Here is a 22204-nt window from a genome sequence, read left to right as displayed (position 1 = left end):
CGCAATGACAGACGAGGAATCCTCGCAATGACAACTTTCTATGTCTATTTTTCGGCATACTGCTTCTAAAACGGATATCACTCAACGGTTACACTTTTAGCCAGATTTCTGGGCTGGTCAACATCGCATCCTCTCAGCACTCCTATATGATACGCAAGAAGCTGCAGCGGAATTGCCATTAAAATTGCCGACAGAAAAGAATTAGTTTCAGGTACAGAAATGCAATAATCGGAACGGCTGCATACCTCTTTATTGCCCTCGTCAGTTACTGTTATGATCCTGCCCCCCCTGCTTCTTACTTCTTCTATATTAGATAGAACCTTATCATAAAGTCTACCCCTCGGCACTAAAAATACAGATGGAAGGACCTCGTCAACAAGCGCTATCGGGCCATGTTTCATCTCTCCTGCAGGATAACCCTCGGCATGAATATAAGATATTTCCTTGAGCTTAAGCGCGCCTTCAAGCGCAATGGGATAATTTATTCCCCGCCCCATATACAAGAAATCATTAACCGTAAATAGTTCTTTTGCTATGCGTTCAATTACATTATCCGCCGCGATAACCTTCTCAACCAGCCCCGGAAGAAAAAGGAGATCCCTGAGCAATCCCATAGCTGAATCACTGTTTACAGTTCCTTTAAGCCTGCCGAGCCCCACTGCAAAGAGATAAAGCCCTACTATCTGCGTGGTGAATGCCTTTGTTGATGCAACGCCTATCTCGGGCCCTGAATGAGTATAGAACACCGCGTCAGCCTCTCTTGATGCAGTGCTGCCGACAACATTGCATATGCTCAGCGTCTTTGCCCCGAGCCTCTTGGCTTCTCTTTGGGCTGCAAGCGTATCTGCTGTTTCTCCTGACTGCGTTATAGCGACTAAAAGGCTGTCCTGCCCAATCACCGGGTTTCTGTATCTGAATTCTGATGCTATATCAACCTCTACAGGAACCCTTGCCAATTCCTCTATCATATATTTTCCGATAAGGGCGGCATGCCATGACGTGCCGCAGGCAACAATGAAAATTTTTTGTGCCTTTCTCAGGTCTTCCTCTTTTATGCCAAACTCATCCATATTCACCTGGCCGCTTTCAGGATAAAACCTCCCTCTTAAGGTATCTGCTATTGCCCTGGGCTGTTCATATATCTCTTTAAGCATAAAATGCTTATAGCCGCCTTTTTCAGCCATAGCAGGGCTCCATGAAACAGAAACGACTTCTTTCTGAACAGGCGCACCGTCAAGGGTTGTCACAACCACGCCGTCACCTGTCATAACCACCATCTCTCCATCATCAAGATATATCACATCTCTTGAATAATTGAGAAAAGCAGGCACATCAGACGCAAGGAAAAATTCTCCGTCGCCAAGACCGACAACAAGCGGGCTGTCTTTTCGTACACCAACGATCTTGCCGCGTTCTTTTTCATTTATCACTGCAAGCGCATATGCGCCCCTGACCTCTTTAAGCGCTTTTCTGACAGCATCTTCCAAAGGATAATCAGCGGCGTATTTTTCTATCAGATGGCATAGAACCTCTGTGTCGGTCTCTGAGGTAAACTTATACCCCTCATCAATCAGTTTCTTTTTAAGCTGTAGATAATTTTCTATTATCCCGTTGTGCACAATTATTATCCCGCCTGACTTGTGAGGATGCGCATTTTCTTCTGAAGGCTTTCCATGAGTCGCCCATCTTGTGTGTCCTATGGCGGTAGTGCTGAACGGTTTGTCGGAGTCTATAATCGCGTACAGGTCTTTAATCTTCCCTGTGCACTTCCTGATCTCTACGCCTCTTTCATTAAAAAATGCAATTCCCGCAGAATCATAGCCCCGGTATTCAAGGCGCTTGAGCCCTTCAAGTATTATTGAAACCGCATTTCTTTTGCCTGTATAGCCTATTATCCCGCACATATCACAAATTATAAAAGTTAAGAGTTAAAAGTGAAGAGTTTAATGAAAATCCCATATTATTTTTTCCTTTTTTTATTAACTTTTAACTCTTAACTCTTAACTTTTTTTTAACTGCCCATCCCTCTATATTCCTCTGTTCTACCCTGCTCACTGAAAGCGACATGGCAGGAACGCATTTGGTAATCGTAGAGCCGGCGCCTACATATGCGCCTTTGCCAACTTTTACAGGCGCAACCAACTGAGTGTCGCTGCCTATAAAAGCGCCGTCTTCTATTGTTGTCCTGTTTTTCTTTTTGCCGTCATAATTGCATGTTATGGTGCCTGCTCCGATATTGACGCCCTTTCCTATAGAAGCGTCACCGAGGTAACTGAGATGAGACGCCTTGGTCCTGTCGCCTATCACAGATTTTTTTATCTCAACAAAATTCCCTATCTTTGCCTCAGATCCGATATCGCATCCCGGCCTTATATGAGCAAAAGGGCCGACCACTGCTTTAGCCCTTACAACAGACCCCTCAATCACAGTAGAGTCCTTCACTACAACTCCATCCTTGATAACGCTGTCAACAATGCGCACATTCGGATATATAGTGCATCCTCTGCCTATTTCGGTCCTGCCTTCAAGACAGACATTAGGATAAATAGTCGTATTCCTTCCTATCGCAACATTGCCTGAGATAAAAATTGAATCGTGGTCAAGAAATGTAATGCCTTTTTTAATCCAGGCATCAGTCAGTCTTTCCCTGAATATTTTTCGTGCCTTCATCAGTTCAGGTATTGTATTAACTCCCATCAGTTCATCCTCAGAGCCTATACAGTAGGCGTTCATTCTATAGCCCTTGTTTCCGGCGATGCCGATAACATCCGTAAGGTAATACTCGCCCTTTGCAATATTAAGCGGAATTTCTTTAAGCAGGGATAATATGCCGGATTCTATGGCATACACTCCGCTGTTAACCTCATTGATTTTTCTCTGAGCCTCTGTCGCATCCTTATCCTCTACGATTGAGTTAATACGGCTATTTCTGTCCCTTAATATTCTTCCGTATGAAGCAGGATTTGCTGCAGCAAAAGAGATAAGAGAAATACCATTCCTGCCTTTTCGATGCAGACTCAGAAATTTCTTCAATGTCTCTGATGTGATGAGGGGGACATCGCCGTTTAATACGAGTATCGTGCCTCCATGTTTGGTGCCTTTCAGCAATGTCTTGGCCCTTAAGAGCGCATCGCCCGTTCCCTTGGGTTTTTTCTGTATTGCAAATAAAATGTTTTCCGGCTTTATTGACTTTTTAATCTCTTTGAAGTTTTTTCCAACCACAGCGATGATTCTGGACGGCCTTAGCTTCTCAGCGGAATCAATCACACACTGCAGCATAGGTTTATCAAAAATCCCATGCAGAACCTTCGGCAAGTGAGAACCCATCCTTTCGCCGCGTCCTGCCGCAAGGATAACCACTGCAAGTTTCATTCCTTTGACTCCAATATCCTGGACGGCGCTGCAATACCGCCTGAAAGTATTATCTTAATACCGTCCTCTATAGGAATATCCGTATAGAAAACATCACCCTCCCCAAGCAAAACTATCTCACCGAGATACAGATTATTCGTAGGAACATAAACTGCCCTGAGGCATGATTCCTTGCCGCTTCTGGATGCTTTTATCGTACACTCTTTGGTCAGGAAGCCGAAGGCATAGGCTCCTTGCCTGGGATACTCAACTATCACAAATTTTTTGAATGAACTGTTGTTTTCAGGCGAGAATGCGTCGACAAGCTGCTTTATTGCCGCATAAATACCCTTGAATACAGGTATTCTGACAACAGCCTTTTCAAAAAACTCTATTAGCTTTTTACCGAATACATTTGTTGATATTATTCCGATAAGAAATATCAAAATTACCGCAGAAATGAATCCGAGGCCATGGACATTGTAGCCCAGTACCTTGTTGTAAAGGGGGCCCAATATGCCGTCCACAAACTCAAAAAACCATACGATGACTAAAACAGTAATTACCGCGGGAATTGAGACAATCAGCCCGGCAAGAAATTTTCTTTTAAGGGTCGCACGAATAGAAGTTACCATGTCGTTGTTTATAATAAATCCACAGGCATTGATATTGCAAGAGTGTTATACATCCCAAATCCCGATTTAGACTTTTCGATGCCTTGTTTTGTCTGTCATTGCGAGAACCCGCAGGGTTTGCGGCAATCTTGTCGTAATAGGCGAGATTGCTTCGCTTCGCTCGCAATGACAATTTTCTAAATCGGGATTCGGGCACATCATCAACCCCATTCATTTATCTTTTTGCAGCCATGCCAAAACCATTTTGAGCTTGCCATAGGAGACGATTTCAGTCCCAAGTAATCGGGATTTTATACCGGACAGTTGAATAAAATCTGCATTTGGAGGAAAGTATCCGGCAATTTTATTGACTTCTTCCATAGACATTAATTCCTCAATGTGAACCAAACCATATTTTATCGCCTGCGCAAAATGCCCTTCAATAGTGCTTACTACAAGATTTCTTTCCCTTGCAATTTCCTCTATGCTTTTGCCCTGTTTGAAATGTTTCAGGGTTTCTTCTACTGTGGTTGACTTTTTCTCTCCCGGAGATTCTTCTTTGAAAATCTGTTGCGGCTCAAGATTATTTTCAAGACAGTATTCGCGTACCAACCCTAACACTTCATCCCCATACTTTTTCACTTTTGCTTTGCCGAATCCTTTTACTTTCAGCAATGCGTCCTTGCTGCCCGGTAAACTCATACACACATTTTTAATAGCATTATTGCTGAAGATGGTATAAAGTGGAAGGTTAGTGGCACTTCCGATTAGCCTTCGCATTTCAGCAATTCTATCATACAATCCGGAGTGTTCTAATTCTTTTGAACTGATATTCCTTATTTGATTCTGAGCATAAGAACTTTGTATTTTTCCATCCCGATATATCGGGACAACTTTTTTCCCGTTCTTTAAGTAATCATTCAGTAAAAAACCGTTTTTGCAGTGATTTATCATACCCAAAATTTCATGGACAATAAAATTGATTTCATTTAAAGAAGTATCAATTTTGCGAGCGGTCTTTTTCGTGTCTGTTGAGAGCGGATGATTAAAGAATTTTTCTTTCCATTTCATAATCTCCGCAGAAAAATAATTTGCCGCATCTTTTATTCTCTTCTGGAGCGGTTGATTTTCTTCCACAACAGGATTTTGATTGCACAGGTCAACCATGCGCTCTTTGAATTTAACAGCCGCCTCGTCCAGCGCCTTTTGCTTTTCGGTCAGTTCCGCAATCCACGAAAAACATTCCGATGGCAGATTCTCTTTCTGTTCATTCAGAATATCATTTAGTTCGCGCAATTCATAAAACCAGTTCTTCCATGTAAAAATATTTTGTAATTCCTGCTGAATATGCTTTTGTCTTGATTCATGAAATTTCTGCTGCAGATTTTTTTCATCATGATTTTTTTCCTGCCAGTCCTTCAGATTCTGATGCGCACCGAGGAACTGCCGGTTAACATGGGAAGTCAGAATCAACCCTTCCAGTGAAGTGCAGCGGCTCAACGCCACATAAACCTGCCCGTTGGCAAAAGCATTTTCCGCATCAATAATCAGTTTATCAAAAGTAAGCCCCTGACTTTTATGAATTGTAATCGCCCAGGCAAGGCGCAGCGGGTATTGCAGGAAACTGCCCAATTCTTCTTCAGTTATTTCGTGCGTGTCAGGATTGAGCGAGTAGTTCACATTTTTCCATTCATGTTTTTTTACTTCTATCTCCTGTTGCTCTCCTTTGCATTTTACTTTTATCATATCCTCGTCAAGCTCTGTGATGACGCCGATTTTTCCGTTAAAATATTTCCCTCCTTCCACATCATTTTTCAGAAACATTATCTGCGCTCCTTCTTTGAGTTCAAGTTCCTGTCCGGCAGGATATAGATTTTCAGGAAAATCACCTTGTATCGATGCATGGTAGGTTTGTGAGTGTGCAGACAGTTTTTGCAGCTTTCTTTTGTTTATCTCATCGGCTTGGTAATTATGGGTTGTGAGCGTAATATATCCTTCATTATCAGCAGGAATAAAATTCCGTTTGAGCCGCGAATTCAGTAAACTAAAATTTTCATTCGTGAGATTGTTATTCCTGATTTCATTCAGCACTTCAATAAAAACATTGTCTTGCTGGCGAAAAATTTCTTTTAGTTCTATCATCACCGGAACATTTTCTCTCAGCACTATGCTGTCAAAGAAGAAAACGGAAGGATAATAGTTTTTCAAAAACTCCCACTCCTGATTTTTCACCACTGGCGGGAGTTGATGCAGGTCGCCAATAAATAAAACCTGTGTGCCGCCAAACGGCTGTTGATGTCTTCTTCTTATGCTTCTTAAAATAGTATCAATCGCATCAACGGTATGCGAAGCCACCATGCTCGATTCATCAATCACAAGCAATTCAAGATTGCGAAGCAGGTTGAGTTTTTCCTTACTATAACGAACCCGCGACAAAAGCGAGTGGCTGTTGACCCCGACAGATGTCGGGGCATTTGCCTGCCCGACTTCGTCATTCAGGCGGGCATCTTTTGACGGGATGAACGGGGCAAACGGCAATTGAAATAACGAATGAAGGGTAACGCCGCCGGCATTGATAGCCGCAACTCCCGTAGGCGCAGCGACAACCATTTTTTTAAAAGAGGTTTGCCGCAAATATTTCAGAAAAGTTGTCTTGCCCGTTCCGGCTTTGCCCGTTAGAAAAATATTCCGATTAGTTTCGGTGACGAAACGATACGCCAGGTCAAATGCTTCGGTATGTTTTATGTTCATCATCGCAGCGGAAGCATATCAATATATTTTAAAAATTGCGGGATCGTATTCTTTTCCGGAATCAAAGATACTTAACCTAATCACTTTCCGATTTTCTCCGCGGCTTCGTCAGGAATATCAAAATTTGCATAGACATTCTGGACATCGTCATGGTCCTCAAGCGCGTCCATAAGCCTAATCATCTGCTCTGCCGCCTTTCCGTCCAGCGCTACATAGTTTTTGGGGAGCATGGTTATTTCAGCAGACTCAACAGGAATATTTGCCTTCTCAATAGCAGCCTTAACATTATTGAAGTCCTCCGGCGCTGTTACTATCTCAAAGTTTCCTTCCTCAGGGTCGTTTTTCATATCCTCAGCCCCTGCATCAAGGGCCGCAGACATTACAGAGTCTTCAGCCGCCTTCGCCTTATTAACCAGAATATAACCCTTTTTATCGAATATCCAGGAAACACATCCTGTTTCACCGAGGCTCCCGCCGTGTTTTGCCATCATATGTCTTATTTCAGGGACGGTTCTGTTTTTGTTATCAGTCAGGACCTCAATCATTAAGGCAACGCCGGAAGGGCCGTATCCTTCATACATGATTTCCTCATATGTAACTCCGGGAAGTTCGCCTGTGCCTTTCATGATAGCCCTCTTGATATTATCATGAGGCATATTTACCTCTTTTGCATTTTCTATGGCAGTGCGCAATCTTGGATTGCCGTCAGGGTCGCCGCCTCCGAACCTTGCCGCAACCGCTATCTCTTTGACGATTTTAGTAAACGCCCTGCCCCTTTTTGCGTCCGTATGAGCTTTTTTATGTTTTATCTGAGACCATTTGGAATGTCCTGACATTATAATCCTCCGGAAGGTAATATTTTATCTTTTTCAATGTTACTTCTTTTGACTATTTTAGCATGTTGTCTGCCGCTGTGGGCAAATTTCTTTTAATAGTCGCTGACCCTATTTTTATTTTCTCTATTTCTATTTTAAGCTCAGTTAGCAGGCAATTTCTCTTTCACTTCGGGAACAAGGTCTGCAACATATCTGTAATGGTTTCGTTTCGGTCTTTCTGTTTCAGGTAAAGTGACTATTCGTGTTGGGTATGGCATTTTGTCAATAATCGCCAAAGCTACCATTTTTTCAATGAAAGTAATCATATTGTAAAGTGTAACATTTAAGTAAGCTGCAAGATTGATCGGTTTTTCGCCTTGTGATTTAATGACGACCCTGCACCTTTCGACATGACAACTCGCGTCTCCCTCGGATTGGAGGACGTCGAATGGAAGTATTTCCCAACGTTCATGCTCGATATAACCACGTATGTCATAAAGCTCTTTTATCCAATTGTTGTCGTACTCGAAAGACTTGCTGTCTGGGTGATCTGCTGGTAGCAATTTGGCAAGATTATTTACAAAAGTCTTGCCTATGTTAAAGGTCTCGCCTCTGATGATACTAATTACCTCTGGAAATTTACGGTAGGCTATGATTATGCGAATCAAAACCTTTTCTGCGATCTCTTTGAGAGTATGGGTCGGATTTTTGTAGATTAAAGCATTCTTCTGGGGCGTTATACCCTTAGGATCATGGTATTGTGAAACTGCGGCATCCTCTGTCTCTACGTAATCAAGAAATGCCTCTTCTGCCTTGGACAAATCAAGAGCTATTTCGATTAATGCTGCGATAGCTTTTTCTTGGATGGGCTTATCTAATCTAAGAAGGCTAACAATATCTTTGAACTGCAAGGCTATGCGCTCAAACAGAGGGGTTTTTGAGCGCCTACCCCATATTTCACCGCCTTTCAGTTTGAACTCGTTTGTTTTTTTATCTCTCTTTAGCTCATGAATACGCTCAACAACACCATTATCATCCTTGGCAGTCCCTATAAAGAGACTGTCTCCAAGTGTGATCATGAAACAAGTCTTGCCACCACCTGTGTCTAGTTCAAACGAATTCCATGCCATATTGTGATCTCATATCCTATGAGCATAACGCCTGAATTCATCCGCCTCTGGCGGAGCGGCTATCAGCATATGCTGGACAGACTCAATCGGCCTTGTTGGACATCAGCTTTGCTCTTATCCATTGCCAAAGCTTTTTTAAATCAAGTGAAATGCCCGATATACTGGGCTTAAGCTCCAATGCGTCAGACAGAGCTGGCGTAGGTGTGGTTTTACCAGACGATAGTGTAGCCTGATTTGCATAAGCGTCGACTATATTCTGTATTTTTTGATCTATATGTTTAATTCGCTCCTCTACATTTACTCTATTAACAGACTGCGGGAAGCCTTTGCCTCTCAATTTTTGATCTATAGCCGACATTCTTTCAAAAACCTTTATCACTACGTCAGCAATACAGTCACGACAGTCTTTAACAGCATCGGAGACTGACGCGTCCATATCAATCGCTTTCTTTCGCGCCGATTCTATCAAAGTCAGAGCAAAAGCAATAAATTCATCGTCAATGTAACCATCCCAGAATACAAGCCTGACTGTTCCACTAAATTCCACCCCTGCAATTGTAATCCTCTCACCGTTACATTTTTCGATATCAACACCTTTTACATTAAAAAATTCCCATGGACTCACTTTTCTTTTGATAAAGTCGTCGCCCGCTCTTTGGACGTCGACTTTAATCAGTTCGTATATTGGAGAGTTGGCCATCTTAATTATTACCGAAAAATTCATCTGCGTCTGTCAGCCGCCCGCATCCATTTTTTGTTTATCTCTTTTTTAAAACTATTTGCAATCCCTTGCACCCATTCTCATTCCCCATATCACAAGCCTTTTGGAAATCAGATATAGCCCTGCCCATATTTCCTTTCATATAATAAACAAGCCCACGACCGGTATAGGCTAAAGCAAGATTTGGATTTATAACAATTGCCCTGTTATAATCCTCAAGCGCCATGTCGTATTGCCCTTTTTTATCATAAGCAGCTCCACGTCCAATATAGGCAATGTAGGCTAAAGCATGATTTGGATTTATAGCTATTGCCCTGCTATAATCCTCAACAACCATGTTATATTGACCTTTGTTTTCATAAGCAAGCCCACGATTATAGTAGGCTTCGGCATCATTCGGATTTATAGCAATTGCCTTGTTGAAATCCTCAATCGCTCTATCAAATTGTCTTTTATTATTATAAGCATTCCCACGATTATAGTAAGCGTCAGCATCATTCGGATTTATAGCAATTGCCTTGCTGAAATCCTCAATCGCTCTGTCGTATTGGACTTGGTTCTTATAAGCAACTCCACGATTATTATAGGCTTCAACAAATTTTGGATTTAGGGTTATTGCGCTTGTATATGCCTCTATTGCAGAATCATGCTCATTTTTCAAAGAATGCTGGTATCCTTTCTCAAACCACTCATTTGCCTGAAATAATCTCTCATCATCAGAAATCTTTGCCTCTACCTGTTTCTTCTCCTTCTCACCCTTTGCCTGTGCTAATTGTTTTTTTAATTCCCCAATCTCCTTCTGGCTCTTGTCATAAGCCTCCTGAATCTTTTTGTAATCATCAACAAATGATTTGTCTTTAGCCTTAACCTTATTTGCCATCGCTTTAATATTATCAGGATTGACCCTTGCCTTTATCTTTACCCAGAAACGAAAGCCGTCGCCGACAATAGTCCTTTTCTTATCAAGTATCTCAACCTCCATAATCCCTGATGACAAAACCTGTATCTCATCTTCTGTTACCTGCATATTCTCCACTTTTGTATAGCTCTCAACATAAGTCCCTGCCTGCTCAAGGGCAACCCGCTTTGCATTAAGCAAGGCCCTGCTCTCTGCAACAGTCGGCGTCTCGCCATCGCCCATATTGTATGCCCCTTCTGAAACAATCTCCTTAACCTGTGTAAAACCATGTGAGGGGTAAAACAAAAGCAAGGCAATTGCAACTACACAAAATAGAGATTGCTTCGCCCCGACTTGTCGGGACTCGCAATGACAGACACGACTAAAGATTGTAAAGATATGTCTCATATCTTTTTCCTCCTTTTTGAGAAAAGCAGTTTTGTACAAATAAATCTGTTTTTAAAAAATTCTATTCATCTATATGATATTCTTTAATCTTTGTCAAAAGCGTTTTGTAACTCACCTGCAGGATTTCTGCCGCCCTGCTTTTATTTCCCTTTGTCTCTTTCAGCGCCTTTATTATTCTCTGAGTCTCAGCAATCCTTAAGGCCTCTCTTGCCGCGTCTTCAAGCGCTCCGTCCATCGGAAGATTCTTCATGTACGATTCAAAGGATAAAGGCCTCAATGATATATGTTCAGGCATTATCACTTTACCGTCGCATAATATTATGGCCCGCTCTATTGTATTTTCAAGCTCTCTGACATTCCCCTTCCACGGATACTCAACCATCATTTCAAGGGCTTCGGCAGAGATAGTCTTCAAAGGCGTCTTGAGTTCGGCGCAGTATTTGTTAAGAAAAAACTCTGCCAGCATAGGAATATCTTCGGCCCTTTCCCTGAGCAGAGGAATCCTGACAGGGAATACGCTTAACCTGTAGAAAAGGTCTTCCCTGAAGGCCTTTTCTGAAACAGCCTTTTCAATATCCCGGTTGCTTGCAGCGATAACCCTTACATCTATCTTTATCGTTTTCAGGCCTCCGAGCCTTTCTATCTCCCCTTCCTGAAGAACCCTTAGCAGCTTAGCCTGAAGCGCGGTATCCATCTCGCCTATCTCATCAAGAAATACAGTGCCTTTATCAGCCAGTTCAAATTTGCCGATTTTTTTGAAATCAGCGCCTGTAAATGCTCCCCTTTCATGCCCGAAAAGTTCTGACTCCAATAGTTCCCTCGGTATGGCAGAACAGTTTATAGGGATAAACGGATATTCCTTTCTCGGGCTAAGGTAATGAATCGCCCTTGCGAACAATTCCTTGCCTGTCCCGCTTTCACCGAGAATCAGGACAGTTGTCTTGCTCGGCGCAACCTTCTGTATCTGCTGGGCCACTTCTGATATTTTTTCGCTTTTGCCTATTATCCTCGGCAGTCCGAGCTGTGATGAAAACTCCTCTTTCATAAGCATATTCTCTGTCATCAGCCTCTGAGTCTCAAGCGCTCTCTTCATAAGCACAAGAAGATGGTCGGTATCAAAAGGCTTTGTAATGAAATCAAATGCGCCTTCTTTAATTGCAAGCACAGCAGTCTCAACAGAGCCAAAAGCAGTCATTACAATTACCGGCATCAAAGGATTATCTTCCTTTGCGGCTATTAATACATCTATGCCGTTTTTTCTGGGAAGTTTTAAATCAGTAAGGACCAGGTCAATCCTGTTTTCTTTTATTTTTTTTATGCCTTCCGGCCCGTCTTTTGCCGTAATAGTCCTGTAGCCCTCAGTCCTGAGGGTCTCCTTAAGCATATCTGACATCGATTCTCTGTCTTCAACTATAAGAATGGTATCCATGTGAAAAGCTATTGCTCCTAACAGTTCTCTACGCTGTCATTGCGAGGGACAATGTCCCGAAGCAATCTCAAGACGAGATTCCTCGCTTCGCTCGGAATGACAAATTAATAATATTTTATCACATCTTTGCATTCGCAAGGGCGTCCTTACACATGCAGTTTCTTGTATGAGGGATGTTGACAAAGGTCCTTTCTAAAAGAGCCTTCACCACTTCTGCGGATTCTGCCATGGTCCTTACGACCTCGGTTGTGGTAAGCCTGTTGCCTGAAATGCCGGCAGCAAAATTTGTGATAACACCTATTCCGGAAAAACATATCGCAAGCTCTCTTGCCAGAGACGCCTCCGGCATGCCTGTCATTCCAACCACATCAGCGCCAAACAAAGAAAACGCCTTTATTTCCGCGGCAGTCTCGAGCCTCGGGCCGTTTACACATATATATGCGGCATCCTCCTTAAGCGCAACCCCTGCCTTTTTACCTGCCGTGAGTAATGCTGTCCGCAGCTCAGGGCAATACGGCTCGGTAAAGTCCACATGCACGATTTCTTCTTCATCATAAAATGTTGATGCCCTGCCCTCTGTCATGTCAATAATCTGATTAAGAATGACAATCGAGCCCGGCTTAAGCTTGGGATTTATTCCCCCGACCGCATTCACGGAAATAATCCTTTCTGCTCCGAGTTCTCTGAACCCCCAGATATTCGCCCTATAGTTAATCTTATGCGGAGCAATGTGATGAGGAGAGCCGTGCCTTGGAAGAAATGCAACCTCTATTCCTGATATCCCGCCAATCCTGTAAGAATCGGAAGGAGCACCAAAAGGAGTTGAGATTCTTTTCTCCTCCTTGATGACAACTCCATCAATCTCATAAACCCCGCTTCCGCCTATAACGCCTATCATATCTTCTCCGGAGACAGCTTTGAAATGCTAATGAAATTTTAACATATAAGGACAATATCTATCGATAAGTAAACGGCATATAGGATTCGAGAGAATTAAGGCTTTTTGATTATATCGTGGGTGCCGACTTTGCGGAGGACATAAAAATCATCTTCTACCTCAAAGGTAAATCTATAATGATAATCAATGTACCCTTCCCATATTCCGTTTGTGCCTCTGATTTGATGCAGATTTAAAGATGGATGTGCCGGGTTCTCCAATAACAATTCTAACTGCTTGTCAACCTTATCCCTTATTACAGCAGGAAGTTTTTTATAGTCTTTTTTGAAAGCGCTGAGGATTCTCAGCTTCTTAGCCACTTCACAGCCTCGTCAGTCTTTTTGAAATCCCTGAACTTCCCCTTCTTCTTCGCCTCAGATGCCTCCCTCTCTCCTTTCTGCCATTCATCTGTCCAGAAATATGCCTGAGACTTGTCAATTACTAAAACTGGTTTTATAACCAAAACGCCGTCTTTTTCCTCAATTTCGAGAGTATCGCCTATCTCGACCTTGAGCTTCCTCCTGACATCTTCTGGTATGACTATCTGATATTTATTTTTTAGCTTGACCAATGACATCCTGTCCTCCTGTTAGAAAGTTTAACTGTTGAACTTATGATACTAAGATTAATAAGATGGAGTCAAGGGAATATTTTACAAATCAGATACCCTTTCTGCACAGTATTTTTTTGGGCAGACATGCAAAACGTCGCCCTCTGCACTTCAGATAATATGCCTGTTCACCTTTTTGTTATGCAATGAGCTTAAGAAAAGAGTCTTTTATTTTGGAGATTATAATGGCAGGGCGCTTTTTCTGCGAAGTTAAATCTGTAAAAGGTATGGGGATGAGAATAATATCGCGCTGTTTAAGCATTATTCCAGATTGCATCATCTACAGGGTTATCCCAGAATTTAAGACTGCTTTCCGCTGCCCGCATCATTTCAAGAGATTCTTCTTCCGGCAAAATTATCACTTGAATCCTTGAACCTTTCGGCAGAGGGACGGAAGGCAATTTAATTGTGCCGTTTTCTTGCACTACAGAATGATATTTTAATGCGTTCATAACTTGCCTCCTTTTAATGTTATTTTACCACAGAAAGACCTTATTCATCTTTTCCCCTCCACTCTATGAGTCGTAGACAATCTCAATCTCCCGCCCTGTGAATGAGGGATGATGTACAGGCTCCTTTTTTTGAAAAACACATGAAAGTATTATTCTTCTAAATATTTTTGTGGCGTCAGTATCTTAAGGTCAAAAGGCAAATTCTTTATATCCAGAAGGTCTTTATCTCCAGTGATGAGAATCTTTGCCTTTGCTGTATGGCAACATTCAAGAAGCATATTATCGTCGGTATCTCTACAGAGTGATAATTTTACAGATGGATAGACAATTCTTGTGTTTGCAACAAAAGAGGCTATTCCGGAAATTAATGCCTTTAACTGGATATGGCTTATCTTCCCCTCGGTTTCAAGTTCCAACGGGGTATCACGATACTCTTCAAGAAGGGCTGGGGATACATATATGTCTGCCTCTTTAAATGCCTTTCTGACAGATTTCTCAGGCACACCGCCAAAGGCAAAGGCAGAAACAAGCACGCCTGTATCAATAACTATCTTACTTCTTTTTTCCGTAGATTCTTCTCCTCACGGTTTTAGCTGCTTTATCAATGTCTTTCATTGTCAATGTGGTCTTTTTAAATGCCTCGCCTGCAACTTTGAAAGCAGCGTTAAGCCTGTCCTCAGGAGAAAGCGCAGAGAGGATAAAATCTTCAGGATTTATTTTTTTTGCTGTAGCAGTGCCCATTTAAACCACCCCCTCACTTTTGTTTCTATATTCTATAATATCACAGTCTATGCTTTTTCTAATCTTCCAACCCAATTCCCCGCCCTCTGCACGCAGATAAGGATTTTATTAGTCTTTGTAATTTTCGTCAGCTTTCCAATTTAAAGAATTGTTGATAATGTATTCTCTTATTTTATTCAATTCTATTTCACTGCGGATAATGTGTTCGTAATAATTTCGCTGCCAGACGGGAATGCCGGAGGTATTTCGCATTTCATTAATACGTCGTGATGAAAATGTTTTGAATGCCCTTATAATTTCTGACAAACCGTGTTGTTTTGGCGTAGGGGCAGGTTTAAAACCTGCCCTGCTTGTGTCCATTTTTTCGGATATTATTTGGGCGGGTTTTAAACCCGCCCCTACATTATTAATCACGATAACCCCATGCATATGATTGGGCATAATGACGAATTCATCCGATTCAATATGTGAATAATGATTCGGCAAATCATCCCAACATTTCATTGCTATTTTCCCATAATCGTTTAAATGCATTTTACCGCCGGCCACAGCCCCCAACAAACATTCTTTGTCTTTTGTGCATATCGTCACAAAATACGCGCCTGCCTGTGAATAATCATAATCCTTCAATCGTATAGAACGGCGGTGATGTATTTCAGGGGTATATTTCATCCTCTCCCTTCCACAACCTCAATCTCCTCCGGTGTGAGGCCGTAGAGGGCGTAAATCAAGCTCATTCACATGCTCCTTGCCTTTTCGAACTTTTTTTCACTGGCTTCATATCGCTGTTGTCTATGATTTTCTTTGGTGATCATGGCGTTTTATTTGCATTGGCTTTCTCATTATATAATTTCAAAAACATTTCTATTGATTTTCTTTCTTCATCTGTCAAAGAACTTTCGTTCTTGAATTTATCAGCTATTCTTTGAATTTCATCGAGATTATATGCCCGACCCAATTTATCTAAATTAAAAGTCATCTGACCATCTGAAATAATCGGACTTTCTCTCAGATGCATAAGAAACACGAGAAATTTCTTAGCGTCATCCCTGATAAGCGCGAAAATATAGTTGTTTACGATTTCTTTATTGTCATCTGTAAATGTCATCCAGTTTGATGCCCATTGGTAGAGAACAAAACCCCAGTCTCTCTCTTCCGGCAGCTCATTAAAAATATCCTTTCCCCCATCGATAAAATGTTCTTTCAATCGTTGTGACACTTTACTCTGTAGTTTTTCAATATCTATAGAATCATAAACACTGAAGATCGAGCCTCCTCGTTCTTTCCGACAAGATAGAACCAAATGAACAGCAAAAGGAAGATTTGGCGTGTTAGTTACCGCTTCCTCTAACATGGCATGAATTTTATTTTTTTCTGTCCTATCATTAATTAACCATAATAAGAGGCTTTGCGCTTTATCATATTCAGAATTCCATGAATCTTCAGTGCCTTTCTTAGAAAACCGACCGGCATTCTTATAAATTGCTCTTACTATGTCATGAATTAAATCTTCGGGTATCTTGTTCATAAATACGATAAGCCTTTTAAAGAATTCCAAGAGCATATCTTTTTCTTGAAGCCCAAAAAGTGTTTTTTCGATAGCACCTTCTTTTTCATCTCTGGCTGTTGAGAACCATAAATCCAAAGTTGTTTCTACAAATCCATCAGATATATCTAAAGGAGAAACTTTTAACATAAAATATTTCCTAAAAGACTCAGGATGGGTAATCCGTTTTTCAGCCCTGTAACTGCCTGCAACATTGTCATGCCCCATTTTACTGGTGTCTAAGGCATTCTTTACTTCAACGAAAAATATAGTCTTCAATAACTCCTTTAGGGTTTCTGCTTCGTTTTCGCTCTTAATTATATCTTCAATATGCTCCTTAATCTTTGAATGCTTTTCATTTTCATCGGAAAAATTAAATGGGGATAAAAAATAAGTTATATCGCTCCACTTCAAAGGGATATAGAACCACGGGTTCCTCCAAATGTCATTATAGACTCGTGGATAGAAGACTCTTATGACTTCCAGAATAAAGAAGTCGTACAAGTGGACTTCTGCCTTGATTGGAGGGAGTGTTGAACGCAAACCGTTCAAATATCTTTTAGCATGACGAAGAGTCTTAAATAGCTTTCTGATTTGCGTCTGATATGTGTAAGGAAACTCTTTCTCGAATTTTTCTATTGTATTTTTGGGGATCTTCATTTCCTTAAAAAGATTATCAATATGAACATCTAAAAACCTATCCACATCTTTTTGTTCAATTACCGGCAAAGGGACAGGCTTTTGAACAATTTTTTCCAAAAATGCAGGGTTGGCATTCAAATCATCTTTGAGATAATTTTGAACCACAACAGGGTCGAAGCTTAACAGAAATATTGTGTTCAGGAATTTTGCATTGAGCCGGACGAGTTTAAAAATGAGCAATGCTTCTTCCGGTTGAAGTCTGTCAACATCGTCGATAAAAATAATAATTTTTTTACCGGTTCTTGATATATATGATTCAACTCTCTGTTTAACTTTTTCTAAAGATTCATCGGAAAACAGAAGGTCAATTTTAAACCCCGCTTGAGACAGTCCCAAAGAGATAAGTTTTTGATATTTTATAAAAGTTCTTTTAATGCCCGAAAAAATATATCTCTCACTTAGAGCATATTCAATCTGGTTATAGAAGGAACTTAAAATAGCTTCCTCATCTTTGAAATACCAAGGGTCATAATTTACAATTAAAAAATCTATATTCTTTTCAACTTTATTTCTAAGCAAGTTAATAACCGAAGATTTGCCCTCACCCCAACTCCCGTAAAGACCAAATACAAAAGAATCGCTAAAAGGAAGATTTGTGATTTCTTTGTATAAATCCTCTGTGAATTTCTCTCGCCCTAATAAATCTTGCTTGTCTGATGATATAGGCTCATCAGACAACGAGTGGATATCAAAATCTTTCGCATCATCGTTTTTTACCTTGTTTTTCCTGATGAAATAACTCGATAAAAACCATCCCAGAAGAACCATAAGATTAATACTTGCGAAAACTTTGAATCCTACTGAAAGACTTGGGACTGACTCGGTTTGAAATAATGCGATCAATAAAATGGAAAAAAAGATAAACAAAGATATGTAATCAGGATAAACAATTTGCGGCGTTTCTAATCCCCAGGTGTTTTTATATTTCTCCCATAGACTTCGTGCCCATCCCCATGAAAATATAGCGCAAAATAACACAAAGGCGGTAATAGCTATAAACGGCTCCTTTGCAGTAGTATTGGAAAAGGTTTTTACAAATTCCAGACTCATTAAGGCAGGAATAATCAAGAACACGAAAAATATTGACACTAATAACGTGCCAATGATGCGGACTATATTCTTATAGATATAGCCCTTTAATTTTTCCATTATTCACACGCTCCTTGCTCTCTCAAGCCAGTTCTTTCCCATCTCATGTAAATCAATCATTTTCTGCCCTCCACAATCTCAATCTCTTCATCCGTCAATCTATATAAATAATTTATAAGCCGCTTGCGGCAGGCGTTCTAAAAGATAATGGCTTGAAAAGATGCCTGAGGTTAGCCAAAGGTCTTTAAACAACGCCGACTGTGTTTTTTTAGAGGATTTAGCCATGTGTTATTAAAACACATTTTATACTAAACCGCCGTATTTTTTCAGCGCCATAGCAGCAGGAAGCGCGGAAGCAAGCAAGCGGGGAAGCAATAAAGTTTCGGAGTATCAAAGCGTCAAAGTGTCAGGGTATCAACGGGCAATAGAGTAGGATGAAAGGGCGCATCATAATGGCAGTCTCTTAAACTTTTTTCTTAATGCTATAATAAATGAAATTGCCGCGCCCGTTGGGCTCGCAATGACAATTCGGGTGAGATTGCCGCGCAATGACAAAAATCGAGGATATTAATGCTGGATAATGAGCTTCTTCTAAAGATTCTCAAAAAGACTCTCTCTTCAGGCGGGGAATACGCGGACGTGTTCGTTGAACACAGAAAGCCTACATCAATACAGCTTGAAGACAATAAGATAGAAAAGATATTCACAGGCGTCGATTCAGGAGTTGGGATAAGGCTGATAGCGGACGGAAAAACTTATTATGCCTTCAGCAACGACATATCCGAAAAGGCATTGTTAGAGCTGGCCGGCAGTTTAAAGGCATTACATCTTGCAAGCGGGAAGTCAGAGGACAAAGACTTTACGCTGGACCTTAGAAAACAGAAACCTAATGTTGATTACGCTATAAAACTTCTTCCTGAAAAAATACCTGTAGGCAGAAAAATAGAACTTGTGAGGACTGCAAACAAGACTGCAAGGGATTTTGATAAAAGGGTAAGACAGGTATTAGTCGGGTACCGCGACTTTGCGCAGAAAGTCCAGATAGCGGCATCTGACGGTTTTACGGCAGAAGACAAGCGTATTCATACGCTTATGGTGGTCCACATAGTGGTATCTGACAACGGCATAATTCAGACAGGATATGAACAGGCAGGAGGCTCTATCGGCTTTGAGCTTTTTGAGAGTGTAACACCGGAAGATATAGCGTTAAAAGCTGTAGAGCGTTCGCTCATGATGCTTAATGCCAGAAGGGCACCGGGCGGAAGGATGCCTGTCGTTATATCATCCGAGGCTGGCGGCACCATGATACACGAAGCAATAGGGCATGGGCTTGAGGCTGACCTTGCACAGCAGGGACTCTCGGTATATTCCCAAAAAATCGGCGAGATAGTCGCATCTCCTTTAGTGACTGTTATTGACGATGCGACGCTTCCAAATAAAAGAGGCTCCTTCCGCTTTGACGACGAAGGCACGCCGGCGCAAAGAACAGTGCTTGTAAAAAACGGGGAGCTTATCGGGTATATGTACGACAGGTTTACAGCTATGCAGGACAAGACAAGCTCAACCGGAAACGGACGCAGAGAGTCATACCGCAACAGGCCGATTCCGCGGATGACAAACACTTTTATCGCTCCCGGTGAATCCAGGCCTGAAGATGTCCTGAAATCAGTTACGGAAGGCATCTTTGTCAAAAAGATGGGCGGAGGCCAGGTTAACACGGTGAACGGCGACTTTGTTTTTGATGTTCAGGAAGGCTATATAATTAAAAATGGAGTTATCGGAGAACCTGTAAGAGGCGCAACGCTTACAGGGAGCGGGCCTGAAATCCTGAAATCTATTGACATGGTTGCTTCTGATCTCGGCTTTTCAATAGGGACCTGCGGCAAAGACAATCAGGGAGCACCGGTATCCGATGCAATGCCGACAATAAGGATCCCTGAAATAGTAGTTGGCGGCGAGGCATAAAAATCATAACCGCACATGTGTTGATAACCACACATCTGATGAATATAAACAACATATATATCACATAACCCCTTGACTTCAAAGATATTTTTTCTGGCATCTTATTTGCATTTATAAATGACATGCGCTTACAAAGAACTATAAAGCGGGAAGTAAGTTTTGCAGGCATTGGGCTTCATACAGGCTCACACGTCACTGTCAAACTAAAGCCATCACCAAGAGACACTGGAATTGTTTTCTACCGGAATGACAAGAATCTCATGATCAGGGCTGACGTGGGCGCTGTAGTTGATACTGCTTTTGCAACAAGTCTGGGCTATAACGGCACCAGGATAAAAACTGTTGAACATATCCTCGCTGCGGCATCAGGATTAGGGATAGATAACCTTATCATTGAACTTGACGGCTCTGAGATACCGATACTTGATGGAAGCTCTACCGAACTGATTGATATAATTCTGAGAGGCGGAATTGCAAAACAAGGCAAGAAAAGGCCATACCTGCGCATTACAAAACCTGTATTTTTTGATGACGGCCATTCGGAAATTGCCGCTTTCCCTTACGACGGCAGAAAACTGACATGCAGGATACAATTCAACCACCACCTCTTAGGCGAGCAAAAATTAAGCATTGACCTGAACGAAGAAACATTTGCAAGAGAAGTTGCTCCGGCAAGGACCTTCGGATTTGTGAAGGATGTTGAGTATCTTAGGGCAAACGGACTTGCAAAAGGCGGGTCTCTTGACAATGCTGTCATCCTTGGAGACAATGGCGTGCTGAACAAATCAGGCCTGAGATTCAAAGATGAATTCGTAAGGCATAAGATACTTGATTTTATTGGTGATCTCTCCCTTATAGGCTTTCCTATATACGGGCATCTCGTAGCGAACAGGACAGGGCATTCCACGAATATAAAATTCGTAAAGAGCCTGCTTTCTGCTGTAGACTGCTGGGAAATCGTGTCTGATACCGAATTTGTACAGGCACAGGCATTGGCATATTCATAAAAAAACGCTGATATTTCAAGGACTTATAAAAAACTACTTGATTTTTTATCTGGAATCAGTATCTTATATAGGTACATCGTTTGTTTTCTAAGTTTAAAAAATAAAAAAGAGGGCTGGAGATTGCACTCCCCAGCCCAAAATACTCTGAAACATTAACCTATTTCTTTTTCTTCTTTGCTGCTTTCTTCTTAGCTGCCATTATAGTTCACCCCCTCTCTGTCCCCCACAGGGGAAAGCTTAAATTTACATCCTGCCTATCAAGGTAATCCTTTTGCCTGATAGCAGTTTTTCCAGATCAACATCACCCTTTTCTTTCCTGTTTTTATACTCAGACTCGTCAATTGCGGTATAGTTAATCTTCTTGCTAAACTTTTCTTCAAGTTCTTTTAACCCTGCGCCTATATTATTGGAAGATGCTCCTATTATAAAAAGGTCAACGCTGCCGACATCCTCACCATCTGCATAAGGGCCGTATAGAAAAGCTGCCTTTGCGCCGGCCAGCCTCACTATTGTCTTAAGCGCGCCCGGCAGGCCAAGGGATTTATCAATGAGGTTCTTAAGCTCTGAAAATAGCGGAGACATCTTATTTGCCTGAAAATATTTAAGATTGGCAACTTTATGGCTGAACAAAATCCCCATCTTCTCGAGATTATCCAACTCTCTTTTAACTCCGGAAGGGTTCTTTCTTATAAGGTTGGCTATTTCCCTGACATAGAACTTTTCATCAGGGTTATTAAGCAGAAGGGCCAGCACGTCAGCCCTTATTGCTGAGGAAAACAACATCTTCAACGAGGTCTCGCCTGTGTGCTGCTTCCCTGTTACTGACTGTTGCTTAACCATCTTGTATTAATTTATATCAGAACAAAACACATTTGTCAACAAAAAAATTAACTTTTTATACAAAAGGATATTTTTTATAATTATAAGAATATAATTCTGATTCGATACATCTCTCTTAAGTCAACGATTAACTGCTCTATTTATACAAACCTATATTCAAAGTAACTCAGTGCAATCCTATTTATAAACAAAACATAA

The 22204-nt window shown here is 41.4% G+C and carries 20 protein-coding genes; 2 read left to right on the top strand and 18 right to left on the bottom strand.

Annotation, left to right across the window (positions count from 1 at the left end):
• Nucleotides 1–77 precede the first annotated feature (77 nt).
• From glmS to HY035_11005, 17 genes are all read right to left on the bottom strand, one after another.
• Nucleotides 78–1904 carry a glutamine--fructose-6-phosphate transaminase (isomerizing) gene (gene glmS, locus HY035_11085; protein MBI3378924.1) on the bottom strand — a complete coding sequence of 609 codons (1827 nt, stop codon included), beginning with the start codon at nt 1902–1904 and terminating at the stop codon, nt 78–80.
• 82 nt (nt 1905–1986) lie between these two features.
• On the bottom strand, nt 1987–3372 hold the full coding sequence (gene glmU, locus HY035_11080; protein ID MBI3378923.1) for a bifunctional UDP-N-acetylglucosamine diphosphorylase/glucosamine-1-phosphate N-acetyltransferase GlmU: 1386 nt from the start codon (nt 3370–3372) through the stop codon (nt 1987–1989).
• Nucleotides 3369–3986 (bottom strand): DUF502 domain-containing protein, encoded by a 618-nt coding sequence (locus HY035_11075; GenBank protein ID MBI3378922.1) that lies wholly within the window; start codon nt 3984–3986, stop codon nt 3369–3371. Before HY035_11075 ends, glmU begins: the two co-directional genes overlap by 4 nt.
• A 210-nt stretch (nt 3987–4196) precedes the next feature.
• Nucleotides 4197–6719, bottom strand: coding sequence for an AAA family ATPase (locus tag HY035_11070; GenBank protein ID MBI3378921.1), 2523 nt, complete (start codon nt 6717–6719; stop codon nt 4197–4199).
• A gap of 77 nt (nt 6720–6796) precedes the next feature.
• A complete protein-coding gene (locus HY035_11065; GenBank protein ID MBI3378920.1) occupies nt 6797–7552 on the bottom strand; it encodes a YebC/PmpR family DNA-binding transcriptional regulator in 756 nt (251 codons plus the stop codon).
• Between the two features lie 140 nt (nt 7553–7692).
• Nucleotides 7693–8661: a hypothetical protein gene (locus HY035_11060; protein ID MBI3378919.1), complete on the bottom strand. Its 969-nt coding sequence runs from the start codon at nt 8659–8661 to the stop codon at nt 7693–7695.
• Between the two features lie 82 nt (nt 8662–8743).
• A complete protein-coding gene (locus HY035_11055; GenBank protein MBI3378918.1) occupies nt 8744–9385 on the bottom strand; it encodes a hypothetical protein in 642 nt (213 codons plus the stop codon).
• A gap of 34 nt (nt 9386–9419) precedes the next feature.
• On the bottom strand, nt 9420–10688 hold the full coding sequence (locus HY035_11050) for a tetratricopeptide repeat protein (protein ID MBI3378917.1): 1269 nt from the start codon (nt 10686–10688) through the stop codon (nt 9420–9422).
• Nucleotides 10689–10749: 61 nt separating this feature from the next.
• Nucleotides 10750–12117: a sigma-54-dependent Fis family transcriptional regulator gene (locus tag HY035_11045; GenBank protein MBI3378916.1), complete on the bottom strand. Its 1368-nt coding sequence runs from the start codon at nt 12115–12117 to the stop codon at nt 10750–10752.
• Nucleotides 12118–12235: 118 nt separating this feature from the next.
• Nucleotides 12236–13015 carry an S-methyl-5'-thioadenosine phosphorylase gene (mtnP, locus tag HY035_11040; protein MBI3378915.1) on the bottom strand — a complete coding sequence of 260 codons (780 nt, stop codon included), beginning with the start codon at nt 13013–13015 and terminating at the stop codon, nt 12236–12238.
• A gap of 95 nt (nt 13016–13110) precedes the next feature.
• Nucleotides 13111–13374, bottom strand: coding sequence for a hypothetical protein (locus tag HY035_11035; GenBank protein MBI3378914.1), 264 nt, complete (start codon nt 13372–13374; stop codon nt 13111–13113).
• Nucleotides 13359–13631, bottom strand: coding sequence for an AbrB/MazE/SpoVT family DNA-binding domain-containing protein (locus tag HY035_11030; GenBank protein ID MBI3378913.1), 273 nt, complete (start codon nt 13629–13631; stop codon nt 13359–13361). Before HY035_11030 ends, HY035_11035 begins: the two co-directional genes overlap by 16 nt.
• 287 nt (nt 13632–13918) lie before the next feature.
• Nucleotides 13919–14116, bottom strand: coding sequence for a hypothetical protein (locus HY035_11025; protein MBI3378912.1), 198 nt, complete (start codon nt 14114–14116; stop codon nt 13919–13921).
• Between the two features lie 149 nt (nt 14117–14265).
• Nucleotides 14266–14649 carry a putative toxin-antitoxin system toxin component, PIN family gene (locus HY035_11020; protein MBI3378911.1) on the bottom strand — a complete coding sequence of 128 codons (384 nt, stop codon included), beginning with the start codon at nt 14647–14649 and terminating at the stop codon, nt 14266–14268.
• 19 nt (nt 14650–14668) lie between these two features.
• Nucleotides 14669–14857 (bottom strand): hypothetical protein, encoded by a 189-nt coding sequence (locus HY035_11015; GenBank protein MBI3378910.1) that lies wholly within the window; start codon nt 14855–14857, stop codon nt 14669–14671.
• Between the two features lie 108 nt (nt 14858–14965).
• Nucleotides 14966–15529, bottom strand: a complete 564-nt coding sequence (locus tag HY035_11010; protein ID MBI3378909.1) for a transposase — start codon at nt 15527–15529, stop codon at nt 14966–14968.
• A gap of 139 nt (nt 15530–15668) precedes the next feature.
• A complete protein-coding gene (locus tag HY035_11005) occupies nt 15669–18254 on the bottom strand; it encodes a hypothetical protein (GenBank protein ID MBI3378908.1) in 2586 nt (861 codons plus the stop codon).
• A gap of 510 nt (nt 18255–18764) precedes the next feature.
• Here HY035_11005 and HY035_11000 point away from each other — a divergent pair.
• A complete protein-coding gene (locus HY035_11000) occupies nt 18765–20159 on the top strand; it encodes a TldD/PmbA family protein (GenBank protein ID MBI3378907.1) in 1395 nt (464 codons plus the stop codon).
• 122 nt (nt 20160–20281) lie between these two features.
• Nucleotides 20282–21166, top strand: coding sequence for a UDP-3-O-acyl-N-acetylglucosamine deacetylase (locus HY035_10995; protein MBI3378906.1), 885 nt, complete (start codon nt 20282–20284; stop codon nt 21164–21166).
• Between the two features lie 243 nt (nt 21167–21409).
• Here HY035_10995 and HY035_10990 read toward each other — a convergent pair whose 3' ends face one another.
• On the bottom strand, nt 21410–22006 hold the full coding sequence (locus tag HY035_10990; GenBank protein MBI3378905.1) for a winged helix-turn-helix transcriptional regulator: 597 nt from the start codon (nt 22004–22006) through the stop codon (nt 21410–21412).
• Nucleotides 22007–22204 lie beyond the last annotated feature (198 nt).

It is taken from the genome of Nitrospirota bacterium (assembly GCA_016195565.1).
Taxonomy (GTDB): Bacteria; Nitrospirota; Thermodesulfovibrionia; order Thermodesulfovibrionales; family UBA1546; genus UBA1546.
The sequence above is the reverse complement of the archived record's forward strand: the minus strand, read 5'-3'. Positions and strand labels throughout refer to the sequence as shown.